Annotated in this window: 12 protein-coding genes; 6 read left to right on the top strand and 6 right to left on the bottom strand. The window is 64.8% G+C overall.

Going from position 1 to position 11299, the window contains the following annotated elements; translation table 11 throughout:
* Positions 1-175 precede the first annotated feature (175 nt).
* On the top strand, positions 176-1126 hold the full coding sequence (locus tag ACYDAT_RS10810) for an isoaspartyl peptidase/L-asparaginase family protein (protein WP_461450047.1): 951 nt from the start codon (positions 176-178) through the stop codon (positions 1124-1126).
* 10 nt (positions 1127-1136) lie between these two features.
* Here the strand turns inward: ACYDAT_RS10810 and ACYDAT_RS10805 are convergent, their stop codons facing one another.
* Together ACYDAT_RS10805 and ACYDAT_RS10800 are read right to left on the bottom strand one after the other, a co-directional pair.
* Positions 1137-1913, bottom strand: coding sequence for a hypothetical protein (locus ACYDAT_RS10805; RefSeq protein WP_461442322.1), 777 nt, complete (start codon positions 1911-1913; stop codon positions 1137-1139).
* Positions 1914-2058: 145 nt separating this feature from the next.
* Positions 2059-2520, bottom strand: coding sequence for a glycine zipper 2TM domain-containing protein (locus tag ACYDAT_RS10800; RefSeq protein ID WP_461450045.1), 462 nt, complete (start codon positions 2518-2520; stop codon positions 2059-2061).
* Between the two features lie 393 nt (positions 2521-2913).
* Between ACYDAT_RS10800 and ACYDAT_RS10795 the strand changes: the two genes are divergently transcribed.
* Positions 2914-3123, top strand: coding sequence for a cold-shock protein (locus ACYDAT_RS10795; protein WP_297920317.1), 210 nt, complete (start codon positions 2914-2916; stop codon positions 3121-3123).
* A gap of 128 nt (positions 3124-3251) precedes the next feature.
* On the opposite strand, the gene ACYDAT_RS10790 is transcribed toward ACYDAT_RS10795, so the two are convergent.
* Positions 3252-4970, bottom strand: coding sequence for a GGDEF domain-containing protein (locus ACYDAT_RS10790; protein ID WP_461439817.1), 1719 nt, complete (start codon positions 4968-4970; stop codon positions 3252-3254).
* Positions 4971-5038: 68 nt separating this feature from the next.
* Here ACYDAT_RS10790 and ACYDAT_RS10785 point away from each other — a divergent pair, with 68 nt between their 5' ends.
* Together ACYDAT_RS10785 and ACYDAT_RS10780 are read left to right on the top strand one after the other, a co-directional pair.
* Positions 5039-5929, top strand: a complete 891-nt coding sequence (locus ACYDAT_RS10785) for an alpha/beta hydrolase family protein (protein ID WP_461439816.1) — start codon at positions 5039-5041, stop codon at positions 5927-5929.
* A 169-nt stretch (positions 5930-6098) separates the two neighbouring features.
* Positions 6099-7157 carry an NADH:flavin oxidoreductase/NADH oxidase gene (locus ACYDAT_RS10780; protein WP_461439815.1) on the top strand — a complete coding sequence of 353 codons (1059 nt, stop codon included), beginning with the start codon at positions 6099-6101 and terminating at the stop codon, positions 7155-7157.
* A gap of 246 nt (positions 7158-7403) precedes the next feature.
* Here the strand turns inward: ACYDAT_RS10780 and ACYDAT_RS10775 are convergent, their stop codons facing one another.
* A complete protein-coding gene (locus tag ACYDAT_RS10775; protein WP_461450043.1) occupies positions 7404-8264 on the bottom strand; it encodes a hypothetical protein in 861 nt (286 codons plus the stop codon).
* A gap of 111 nt (positions 8265-8375) precedes the next feature.
* On the opposite strand from ACYDAT_RS10775, the gene ACYDAT_RS10770 reads away from it, so the two are divergent.
* The gene (locus tag ACYDAT_RS10770) at positions 8376-8678 is read left to right on the top strand and encodes an Mpo1-like protein (protein WP_461439813.1); all 303 of its coding nucleotides are present in this window, start codon (positions 8376-8378) and stop codon (positions 8676-8678) included.
* Between the two features lie 2 nt (positions 8679-8680).
* Here the strand turns inward: ACYDAT_RS10770 and ACYDAT_RS10765 are convergent, their stop codons facing one another.
* Positions 8681-9025 carry a hypothetical protein gene (locus tag ACYDAT_RS10765; RefSeq protein WP_461442319.1) on the bottom strand — a complete coding sequence of 115 codons (345 nt, stop codon included), beginning with the start codon at positions 9023-9025 and terminating at the stop codon, positions 8681-8683.
* Positions 9026-9173: 148 nt separating this feature from the next.
* On the opposite strand from ACYDAT_RS10765, the gene ACYDAT_RS10760 reads away from it, so the two are divergent.
* Entirely contained in the window at positions 9174-9938 is a 765-nt protein-coding gene (locus tag ACYDAT_RS10760; RefSeq protein ID WP_461442318.1) for a tRNA threonylcarbamoyladenosine dehydratase, read from the top strand.
* Positions 9939-10012: 74 nt separating this feature from the next.
* Here the strand turns inward: ACYDAT_RS10760 and ACYDAT_RS10755 are convergent, their stop codons facing one another.
* The gene (locus ACYDAT_RS10755) at positions 10013-10981 is read right to left on the bottom strand and encodes a DHA2 family efflux MFS transporter permease subunit (protein ID WP_461450041.1); all 969 of its coding nucleotides are present in this window, start codon (positions 10979-10981) and stop codon (positions 10013-10015) included.
* Between the last annotated feature and the right edge of the window lie 318 nt (positions 10982-11299).

The following is an 11299-nucleotide window of genomic DNA, read 5'->3' as shown; positions in this document are numbered from 1 at the left end:
CGGTTTCACCAGCGAGTTGAACGCGGGTATCACGGTCAGCGTGCGCCCTCCGTACGCGCATTTGGCCGAGGATTGAGCGCCAGCATCACAGAGGCCTGCGGCGCGGCGCGGGATGTCGTGTGCCGCTGATGTTGGCATGATGCGCGGCATCGCAATTTCGCGCCGAGTGATGTCGATGACCGCCAGCCACAAACCAACGCTGTTGATCCATGGTGGTGCCGGCGCCATTCCCGAGGTGTTGAATGATGAGGAAGCGCGCGCCATCCGAGCGGCACTGACGGATGCATTGAGCGTAGGCTACGCGCTGCTCGAAGATGGGAAACCGGCGCTTGATGCGGTGGTCGCCGCGGTCAGCGTGCTGGAGGATGCGCCCTGGTTCAACGCTGGCCATGGCGCCGTGTATACGCACGATGGTCGGCATGAACTGGACGCGGCGGTCATGGACGGCGCCACGCTGCGCGCCGGCAGCGTGGCGGGGCTGCGCCATGTGCGCAATCCCGTGCAACTGGCGCGCGCGGTGATGGAGCACTCGCCGCACGTGATGCTGGCTGGTGCGGGCGCCGAGGACTTCGCGCGCAAGGTTGGCGCGACCCTTGTCGAACCCGGTTACTTCGATACGCCTGTGCGTTATCAGCAATGGCGTGATTATTTGCGTGCAGCGCGGGTACATGAGACCGCACCCTCCACGAATCATTTCGGCACGGTCGGTGCGGTCGCGCTTGATGCATGTGGGCAACTGGCTGCGGCGACCTCGACCGGCGGCATGACCGGCAAGCGCTGGGGACGCATTGGCGATACACCAGTGGTCGGTGCTGGTACCTATGCCAATGCGCGCGCCGCGGTGTCCTGCACCGGCTGGGGCGAGTTTTATTTGCGCATCTGCGCGGCGCACAGCATTTGCGCGCGCATCGCGGCGGGCGAAACGCCCGATGCCGCCGCGAGCGCCGTGATCATGCAGCAGATTCCTGCGCTGGGTGGCAGCGGTGGCGCCATCGCGCTGGCGGCGGATGGTCGCTTTGCGTTGCCGTTCAATACCGCGGGCATGTATCGCGGCAGCATGGATGCCGCAGGCGCAGCGCGGATCGCGATTGGACGCGGGGCGCTGCGGATTTGCAGTCCGCGCTGAGCGCGAGCCTTCAGGCGATGGTTTTTCCGCCACGCGCGCGCGGTTTTGCAGCAGCACTCGCGCGCGCCACGGACTTGCTATTGGGCGTGCTGCCGCCTTGTATCGGTTTTCTGGTTGCCGTCGCACGTTGCGCGGGTTTGTCTGACGTGGCCGCGCGTTGTGCGACTTTGCCGTGGCGCAGATCCAGCCGGCGTTCGTCGCGGAACGCGGTCATGTAGTCGGCCAGTTCCTGGCGGAAAGCCTTGCTGGCCACGGTGCGCGGGGTGCTGCTGCGCGTCAGTGCGCGGTCCATGCGTTGCAGCAGATCGTAGTCGTGGTAATCGCGGTAGGGCTTGAGGTCGAGATCGTCGGGGACTTTCTTCAGGCGCTCATCGCCGATCGATTTGACGTATTTCTGCATGAAACGGTCGTAAGCGCGCCACGCGACGCGGTCGGCATGCACGGCGGCTTCCTCGGCGCGGGTCGCGATCTGGTGCGCATGCAGATAGTGCAAATCGAGTTGATCGATCAGGGTTTTCTCGACCTCTTCGTGCAGGATCAGATAACGATCCACCTCGATGTCACGGCCGCGATAGCGAAAGCTCTTTGGCAGGTGGCGATCGATGTAGATGGTCTTGCCGTCCTGGCTGTAGCCGGCGAGATAGGGAATATCGTGGTTGCGGTCAAGCTTTTTCACGCGGCGCAGGATGGCGTCCAGCGCGCGCTCCATCATCAGACTGGACACGAACCAGTCGGGCGCATGCAGCTTGCGGTGCGGAGCGGATGGATGACAACTGGCGGAAGGCATCGTGGTATCCGGCGCGTGGCGGTGGTGCCTGCACGATACTCGCGAAGCCGCGAGTGGTGTCAGTCAGTTCATGTCGCGGCGATTTACAGATTGGTGAGTTGGCCGGCCGCAGCCCTTGGCGGAAGATCGCGGCCGGCCGCGCGCATCAGCGCTGGCTGACCACGGTGATGTTGCCATGGTTGTCGACACGCACGATGTCGCCGTCGCGAATGCCGGAGGCATCCTGTACCTGCACGCGTTGCGTGTTGCCATTGGCCATGCGCACGTGAATCACGTACACCGTGTTCTGCCCTCCCTGACCGATGCGATTGCCGGCGTAGCCGCCGCCGACCGCTCCAGCGATGGTAGCGAGCGTCTTGCCGCGGCCGCCGCCGACCTGATTGCCGAGCAGACCGCCAACCACGCCGCCGAGGATCGTGCCTGCGATCTGGTGGTTGGCGCCTTGCGAGATCAGGGTTTCGACCCGCACGACGCGCCCGCAGTCGTAGCAGCGCACGTAAAAGGCACCGTTGCGAGTAATCACGCTTTGCGCCTGGACGGGCACGGCCATCGCCATCGCGCTGGTGATCAAGGCCATTCCGGCAAGTGCGAGCAGAGCTTTGTTCATGGGTTTTCCCTCTGGTGGAGTGACGCGGCGACGACTGGATGGGTCACCGGGTATACGGTCGTCGAGATGCTGCGACCGAAGCAGCAGAACCGCCAGCGTCGCAGGCGGATGGGCCTGGGGATGACGGGCGATTCCACGCTTGATTCTAGTGATTCATGCGTAATGTTTCGGTGCGGTAACCGGCATTGCCATTGCAATGGTGTTCAGATCTTGCGGCAGTCGGGTAAAAGTTCTGCTATCGTTGTCGACACTGTGTTTGCAAGGTCCTCAAGCGCGGGCCCGATGCTGATTGATCCAAAGATCTGCTCCATCGCTACGCTCCTGTTCCATGCACACCCAGTAAGTCGGCGTTGCAGTGCGCCTCGCCTCATTTTTGTTTACCAGGAGTGTTTCATGTCGGATCGTCAGATCGGCACCGTAAAGTGGTTCAACGACGCCAAGGGTTTCGGCTTCATCAGTCGCGACGATGGCCCGGATGTGTTCGTGCATTTCCGCGCCATCCAGGGCAATGGCTTCAAGTCGCTCAAGGAAGGCCAGCAGGTCAGCTTCAAGGTTGTGCAGGGCCAGAAGGGTCTGCAAGCCGATGAGGTTCAGGCCGTCTGAGGCTTTTGCGCCCGGCCCAGCCGGGTTCGGGCGCAACAAGGGCCGGCGCAAGCCGGCCCTTTTCATGTGCGCCCGGCACGGGCGCACTCTTGCAGGTACTTCGCCGCAGCTTGCGTGGCTGGCGAAGCTCAGCCTTGCAGCGGTTGGCGCTGCGGCAGCGGGTTGGCCTGCACCTGATCACGGCCATTGCGCTTGGCCGCATACATCGCCTGATCGGCGCGCCCGAGCAGTTGCGGCAAGGATTCGCCCAGCTGCGCCTCGGCCGCACCAATGCTCACGGTCAGGCCGGGCAGATCGGTGCTGATGGCGAGGCGCCGTAGCCGCACCGCCTGCAGCAGGCGCTCGGCCACGCCCAGCGCCTGCGACAGGCTCTGGCCCGGCAGCAGCACCATGAATTCCTCGCCGCCATAGCGGCCAAGCAGATCGTCCTCGCGCAGTTCCATGCGCATCGTGCGCACCAGGGCAACCAGCGCCTGATCCCCAGCCTGATGTCCGGCGTGGTCGTTGAGGCGCTTGAAATGATCGAGATCGATGAACAGCACGCTCAGTGGCCCGCTCCCCAGCTCCAGCATTTCCTGCAGACGCGTCAGCAGCGCACCGCGGTTGAGCGTGCCAGTCAGGGCATCGACCTCGGCTCTGTGCAGGGCCTGACGATGGTCACGACGTGCGGCCAGCGTGCGGTCGGCGAGACCGGCGATCAGCACCAATGCTTCAAACGCCGCTGCAGCCAGGCTGGCGCGCTGCAACCACATCCATGATTGCAGCAGATCGAACGACTGCAGGCTGTCGCACACAGTGAGCACAACCAATGGCGACCAGCCAAGCAGAAAAAATCCCGCGTAACGGCTGCCGCGTGACCAGGCAAGAATCAGCAGGATCAGCACGCTCGGGCCGGCCAGTACTACGACCGGATTCTGCAGCCAGCCGCCAAGCGCGCGCGGCGCCGCCCATGGCGCCAAACTGAGCAGCGCGATGGCGATGAACAGTCCTGCCAATACCTGCACCAGCCGGCGCGACCAGGGCAGGTGGTGGTACAGATCGGCAAAGCGCGCGGCGAACAGGATGCTCGCGGCACCCGCGATCCCGCCCGCCACGCGCGCGACCATGGCCGGATCCCGTGCCACCCAGCCAAGTTGCAAGGGATGAAACGCATAGCCCATGCTGACCGCGCTCAGCAACGCATAGGCCAGCACGTACACGGCGTAGAGCAGATAGGCGCGATCGCGCAGCAGCATGCCAAACCAGAGGCCCATCAGGCTCATCACCACCAGCACGGTGAGCGCACTGCTGACAAAAGCCAGCCAGCCACTGGCTTGCTGTGCCCACGACTGCGGCGTGCGCAGCGCGAAATGCATGGAGCTGCCCAACCAGGGGTTGGGCTGGAAAAACAGCCACAGCGGCGCGTCGCCGCGCAGATTTTCGAGGCGAAAGGCCAACTGCCCGGGCGTATGCAGTGCACCTTGATCCAGATCCTCCAGCGCCTGCCGCTGCGGCGCCTGACCCGCCGCGTGCAGATCGACCACGCCCAGCCCGGGTTGATCGATCACCAGCATCCACTCGCCCGTGGGCCACGCACCCGCCGCTGGCAACAGGCGTACCCAGGTGCCACGGGAGCCGCGCGGTAGATGCACCAAGCCACGGGTGTCGAATGTCTGCAGCGTGCGCGCCGTGGCCGCATCGGGTGGCTGCGCAGAATTCTTTTGCTGCGCGGGTGCCATCATCCAGGCGCCACGCAGGATCACTTGCGTCGCGCGCGCAGGTGGCGCCAGCGCGCACAGCAGCCCCAGCGCCATGAGCACGCCCAGAAAAATCCAGCTTGAATTGGAGTGCGGCATCAGAATAAACATTCTCTGCGCGGTTCGTGCGGTTGAATCAAGCAAGGCATGTGCCGCACCAGCCCGATCGGAGTACCTGCATGTCAGCGGATCAGGAAATCATGACGACGATCACGCTGTCCAGCGCGCCACGGCTGATCCCGGTGCGGGCCACGGACGGCGCGACGGCGCAAATCAGTCTGGTGCCGCCGAACGGCGCGCAGTGCGGCCTGCTGTGGCTTCCGGCCATGGGTGTCGCGGCGCGGCACTATGCACCCTTGGCCGCACATTGCGGGGAGCAGGGCATCGCCTGCGCCGTGCACGAGTGGCGCGGCATCGGCAGCAGTTCGCTGCGCGCCGGTCGTACGCGGAATTGGGGTTATCGCGAGTTGCTGCGCGACATCGGCACCAGCTTCGCTGCGGCGCGCGCGGCGGCGCCCGGCTTGAGCTGGCTGCTGGGCGGGCACAGCCTCGGCGGGCAACTCGCGCTGTTATTCATCAGTCAGACCCCCGCGCCGATCAGGGGTCTGGTGCTGATTGGCAGCGGCACTCCGTACTGGCGCAACTTTCGCTGGCCGTTGCGCTGGCCGCTGCGCGCGGCATTCACGCTGGCACCTCTTGTCGCCGGAGCGTGGGGCTACTATCCGGGGCGGCGTCTCGGCTTCGGTGGCAATGAATCGCGCGGCGTGATCCGCGACTGGACACGCAGCGCGCGCAGCGGGCGTTACTGCATCGTAGGCCAGACTAGAGCTGCCGAAGCCGCGCTGGTGGACGTGCGCCAACCGGTGCTGGTGCTGCATGCGCGCGACGATCGGCTGGTGCCACAAGCGGCGATCGATCACCTGCTGGCCAAGCTGCCCAACGCGCCGCGCGAACAGGTCCAGCTTGACGCCGCGGATTTCGGTACGCGCTCGATTGGCCACTTCGGCTGGATGCAGGCGCCACAACCGGTCGCGCGCGTCATTGCCGCGTGGACCGCGCGGCTGGCGTGAATGCTGCGTTTCGGCCACGGCAACGGTCGCCGCGCAGTCGCCGGGACCGGGCTGCGATACTTGATCCATGATCCGTCATGCGGCGGTGCGCCGCGCAGGCGGGCTTGAAAGTCGCGGCGGCGGCCCGCTTGCTGCATATCTTGCTGCATACATTGACCAAGGAACTTGCATGTTTTTGTTCTCCACTTTTCAGCAGCGCGAGCTGAGCCTGCGCAATCGCATCGTGGTCTCGCCCATGTGCCAGTACTCGGCGCGCGATGGTGTGCCGGATGACTGGCATTTCGTGCATCTGGGCACGCGTGCCGTCGGTGGCGCCGCGGTAGTGTTCACCGAGGCCACGGCCGTGGCTGCGGAAGGCCGCATCTCGCCGGCCGACACCGGCATCTGGAATGACACGCAGCAGCACGCTTGGGCGCGCATCGCGGCGTTCATCAGCGCGCAGGGCGCGATCCCCGCGATGCAACTGGCGCATGCCGGACGCAAGGCCAGCACCGCCGCGCCGTGGGACGGTGGCAAGGGCGTGGACGATGCCGATGGCGGCTGGCAGCCGCTGGCGCCCAGCGCGCTGGCATTTCGCGCCGACTATCGCCAGCCGCGAGCACTCGATGCCGCCGACATCGCCGCGCTGGTGCAGCAGTTCGCGGTGGCGGCGCAGCGCGCGGATGCCGCGGGTTTCGGCCTGATCGAGCTGCACGCCGCGCACGGCTACCTGCTGCATCAATTTCTCTCGCCGCTGAGCAATCAGCGTGACGGCCGCTACGGCGGCAGCTTCGACAATCGCATCCGTTTGCTGCTGGAAGTGACCGCCGCGACGCGCGCCGCGTGGCCGGCGCACAAGCCGCTGTGGGTGCGCATCTCGGCCAGCGACTGGGTGGAAGGCGGCTGGGACATCGAGCAAAGCATCGCGCTGTGCCGGCAGTTGCGCGAGCGCGGCGTGGATTTGATCGACGTGTCTTCCGGCGGGCTGGATATGCGGCAGCAGATCGTGTTGGGGCCGGGTTATCAGGTTGAATTTGCCGCGCGCATACGCGCTGAGGCCGGTATCGCCACCGGCGCGGTGGGCATGATCACCGACGCGCAGCAGGCCGAAACCATCCTCGTCACGCGGCAGGCCGATGTGATTCTGCTGGCGCGCGAGCTGCTACGCGATCCCTACTTCCCGCGCCGCGCCGCGCAGGCGCTTGGGGTCACGCTCACGTCGCCGCAGCAATATCTGCGCGCCTGGTGAGCCGCGCGCCGCAGCGACAACCTTCGGAGCCTGCCCATTGAATCCACGCAGTGTTTGCTGATCACAGGCCGCCAGCACGATCTTGGCGATCATGGCCGGCGAACTGGTGATCGAGTTGGGCGAGCGCATCGAGCAAGTCAAGCGCGACTGGAGCGTGGGACGCATGGGCGTCGTGCCCAGCGAACACGAGTTCATCCCGCTGCCGACGCGCCGATCGCCCACGTTGTCGTGCATGTGCCCAATTTCTCAGGCGCCAATCGGTGCCTGGCTCAGCGCAGCGGGCAGTTGCGTGAAGGCATGGTTGAGCCCGGCATGCACTACCTCGCCGGGATTGACGCGCAGCGCTTTGAGAATGCCGTTGGTGCAGTCGTTGCTGGGTGTGGGTTTGCAGTTTGACCATTGATGCGCGTGCGCTGGATGCCAATTGCTGCGGCTGCCATAGCCGATGGCGAAATAGCTGCCAGCGTGCAGGCCGGCAATGCGGTAGTGGTCGCTGCCGACCGGCACCGCGACACAGCGGCTAGGGCCGGTTTCGGCGTTGACCGCGCAGACGCGCAGCGGGGCATGCCCGCGCGCGCGGATCATGCCCTCGAGCGCGCCAGTATCGATGCTGGCGCCAGCCTTGCGCGCATTGGCCGCCACCGGCGTCCAGTGCACGTAGGCGAGCTCGCCGGCCAGATCGTTGCGCTGGCTGACCCGCAATTCGCGTTTGCCGCCCAGATCCGCCTGCCACTGCAGTTTGCCGGTGGACACCAGTCTGGCCTCGGGGAAATGTGTTTGCGCGGCCTGGCGCACGGCGTCCACGCCGGCGGGCGAGACCAGTTTGAGCATGCGCTCGCCGTTGGCGTTGTGCAGCAGATAAAACTCCTCCACGCCCAGCCCGAGCACGTTGATCGGTTGGCGCATCACGCAGTCGAGCGTGCTGCCGCCGGCGTAGTGTTCCAATCGGCAGTCGAGGTTGTGGTTGTTGTCGAGCGTGCGCATCAGCCGCGCCGGTGGCTGGTTGATGGCAGCCCAGTCCTTGCCAGCGAGCATGTCGCGCAGGTTGGCGGCGCTCGCGGTCGCCGCGACCGCGGCCAGAGCCATGAACAGCAGAGTGCGTTGCATGATGTTCTCCTCGACGGGCCAATGAATGCCGCTATGGACCCGCGTGCTGGCGGCGTGGTTCCGGTCGCGCTAGGGTGTGTTTCGTGGGTATTCACACCGTCGGGGCCGTTCATGGCGCGTTTCAGCAGTTTTGCCGAGTTCTATCCGTTTTATCTGGGCGAACACCGCAATAACGTGTGCCGACGATTGCATTTCATCGGCAGTTGCATCGTGCTTTTGCTGTTGTTGATTGCGTTGCTGACGCGCGATGCGTGGTGGCTGCTGTTGCTGCCTGTCGTGGGATACGGGTTTGCCTGGATCGGGCACTTCTTCTTCGAGAAGAATCGCCCGGCAACATTTCAGTATCCGTGGTACAGCCTCATCGGCGACTGGCGCATGTTCATCGATGTGCTGCGCGGACGCGTGCGCTTGTAGCCTCAGCGATAAACAGCGTGACACGCGGCACAGCGTGCGCCGATCTGGCGCGCGGCCACTCGCAGGGCAGGGCAGGACGCGGGATTCAGCGCGCGCGCCGCGGCAAGTCGGGCATCAAGCTTCCGTGCATAGGCATGGAAGCGCGGATCGACGTTGCCCGGATTGAGCGCCGGTTCGATCTGCTCGCTCATGCGCGTCATCCACAGCAGGTTGGCACTGTTGTTGGCGGCCACGCATTGGTTCTGATCCAGCGCACGCCGCAGCGCGCCGTAGTGCTGTTGCATCACCGCCATGACGCCACGCGGGTAGGCATCACGCGCCGCCAGCACCTTGCCGATCTGGCTCATGCCCAACGCTCCAACCGCCAGCCCAATCAGGAATACCAGTGCAAAGCGCATCGCGTGTGTCCGAAGAAAATGGAAATGATAGCCGGGTGCGGATTGCGCCGAGCTTGCGCTTTGCCCATAGTGGCTCTGCTGTTAGCCTCGCTGCCCCATGGGCAACATCAATCAGCGTTTTGCAGGCATCGCGCGCCTGTACGGCGCGACGGCGATGCGGCGCCTCGCCACGGCGCGCGTGGCGGTGGTCGGCGTCGGCGGCGTCGGCTCCTGGGCCGCCGAGGCACTGGCGCGCAGCGGTGTGGGCGCGCTGCGTCTGATCGACGCCGATGAGGTGTGCATCAGCAACACCAATCGCCAATCGCACGCGCTGGAGGGCAATTACGGCAAGCCCAAGGTGGCGGTGCTGGGCGCGCGGCTGCGGGCGATCAATCCCGATGTGCGCCTTGAGCTGATCGAACGCTTTCTGACCACGAAGCAGATGGATCTTCTGGCTGACTGCGATCTGGTGCTCGATGCCTGCGATGCACTGGCGGTGAAAGTGGCCCTGATCGCGCATTGTCGACGCATCAAGCAACCCGTGGTCACGGTGGGTTCGGCGGGTGGTCGCATTGATGCAGCGCGGGTGCAGGTGCGCGATCTTTCGCGCACCGAGCACGACGCGCTACTGGCCCTGGTGCGCAAACGTCTGCGTCAACAGCATGGCTTTCCGCGCAACCCCGAGCGCTATTTCGGCATCGCCGCCGTGTACTCGATGGAGAACGTGCGCCGCCCGCCGGACGGTTCCGTCGCGGGCGCGGGCGTGAACAGCAGTCTCGATTGTGGCGGCGGCCTCGGTGCGGTCACGCATGTGACCGGCACGTTCGGTTTCGTCGCCGCCGGCAAAGCGCTGGAGTTGTTGTTGCGGTTGCGCCGGGAGTAGAAAGTTGGAAGTTGGAAAAGCGTGCGCGCGTGCCATTGAGCTAGCACATAGCCACTTTCCACTTCCATTTTCAGCTAATGCATGCCCGCGCCCGCCGCGGTGTTGAACGGCGGCCTGGACAGCCAGATCAGCGGGATGATGACGATGAACAGCCAGCCGAACAGCCAGAACACATCGTTGACCGCCAGCGTGTAGGCGTCCTTGTTGACGATCGTGTCGATCAGACCGAAACCGGGGGCTCCGTGCAGGCCCAGCGCATGCATCTTGTCGATGTAATCCACCGCGCCGGGATTGCCCAGGCTGACGTGTTCCGCGAGCACCGCGTGGTGGTATTCGGCGCGGTGCTGCCACAGCGTCACCGTGACCGCCGTGGATACGCTGGAGGCGAGGGTGCGGAAGAAATTGGCCAGGCCCGAGGCCGATGCGATCTGATCGGGGCGCAGTCCGGCGATGATGATCTGGTTGAGCGGAATGAAGAAGAACGCGATCGCGATGCCCTGTACAAGGCGCGGCTCGACCAGTTGCCAGAACGTGGAGTCGGTATTGAAACCGGCGAACCAGAACGAGGTCCATGCGAACACGATGAACGCGAAGCTCACCGCCGCGCGCAAATCCATGCGATTGAGATTGCGTCCGACCAGCGGCGACAGCACCACCGCCAGCAGGCCGACCGGCGCGGTGGCCAGCCCGGCCCATTCCGCGGTGTAGCCCAGCGTGGTTTGCAGCCACAGTGGATACACCACGTTGATGCCGAAAAAGCAGAACATGCCCACGGTCAGCGCGAGTACGCCAATGGTGAAGTTGCGGTACTTGAACAGGCGCAGATCGACCACTGGATGCCGGTCGGTGAGTTCCCAGACGATCAGGAAACTGAGGCACACCAGCGCGGTCAGCCCCAGCGTGAGGATCAGCGGCGAGGCGAACCAGTCCATGTTGTTGCCGTTGTCGAGCATGAATTGCAGCGAGCCCACGCCGGCGGCCAGCAACACCAGGCCAACGATGTCGATCGGTACCTTGAAGGTTTTCGACTCGCGCCCGCGCATCAGTGTCAGGGTCAGCAGCCCGGCGGCCAGCCCGACCGGAATGTTGATCAGGAAAATCCACGATTAGTGCAGGTTGTCGATGATGTAGATGTAGCCGCCCGGCATGGAGGTGTAAGTCGGAACCCATGGAAATTCCGTCACGTAAACCTGAGCTGTCGGGAAACAGTCGTTTTATGACACCACGAGTATCACTAGGGAAACTCTGAACAAGTCCCCGCGGTTGCGGTCTGAGTGAAGTCCCTCCCGCGAGCGCGCCGCCGATGACCCAGATGAGCTTTTCCGAGGCCGAGTACGCGGGCAAGCGCAAGCAGACGCGGC

It is taken from the genome of Metallibacterium sp. (assembly GCF_054637675.1).
Note: the sequence above shows the minus strand (reverse complement) of the source record. Positions and strands in the feature narration are given on the sequence as shown.

Coding starts and splice junctions, on each gene's coding strand:
- ACYDAT_RS10780 (WP_461439815.1), top strand. CDS start 6,099: ATGTTTTTGTTCTCCACTTTTCAGCAGCGCGAGCTGAGCCTGCGCAAT.
- ACYDAT_RS10785 (WP_461439816.1), top strand. CDS start 5,039: ATGTCAGCGGATCAGGAAATCATGACGACGATCACGCTGTCCAGCGCG.
- ACYDAT_RS10790 (WP_461439817.1), bottom strand. CDS start 4,970: ATGTTTATTCTGATGCCGCACTCCAATTCAAGCTGGATTTTTCTGGGC.
- ACYDAT_RS10800 (WP_461450045.1), bottom strand. CDS start 2,520: ATGAACAAAGCTCTGCTCGCACTTGCCGGAATGGCCTTGATCACCAGC.
- ACYDAT_RS10795 (WP_297920317.1), top strand. CDS start 2,914: ATGTCGGATCGTCAGATCGGCACCGTAAAGTGGTTCAACGACGCCAAG.
- ACYDAT_RS10805 (WP_461442322.1), bottom strand. CDS start 1,913: ATGCCTTCCGCCAGTTGTCATCCATCCGCTCCGCACCGCAAGCTGCAT.
- ACYDAT_RS10770 (WP_461439813.1), top strand. CDS start 8,376: ATGGCGCGTTTCAGCAGTTTTGCCGAGTTCTATCCGTTTTATCTGGGC.
- ACYDAT_RS10775 (WP_461450043.1), bottom strand. CDS start 8,264: ATGCAACGCACTCTGCTGTTCATGGCTCTGGCCGCGGTCGCGGCGACC.
- ACYDAT_RS10755 (WP_461450041.1), bottom strand. CDS start 10,981: ATGCGCGGGCGCGAGTCGAAAACCTTCAAGGTACCGATCGACATCGTT.
- ACYDAT_RS10760 (WP_461442318.1), top strand. CDS start 9,174: ATGGGCAACATCAATCAGCGTTTTGCAGGCATCGCGCGCCTGTACGGC.
- ACYDAT_RS10765 (WP_461442319.1), bottom strand. CDS start 9,025: ATGAGCCAGATCGGCAAGGTGCTGGCGGCGCGTGATGCCTACCCGCGT.
- ACYDAT_RS10810 (WP_461450047.1), top strand. CDS start 176: ATGACCGCCAGCCACAAACCAACGCTGTTGATCCATGGTGGTGCCGGC.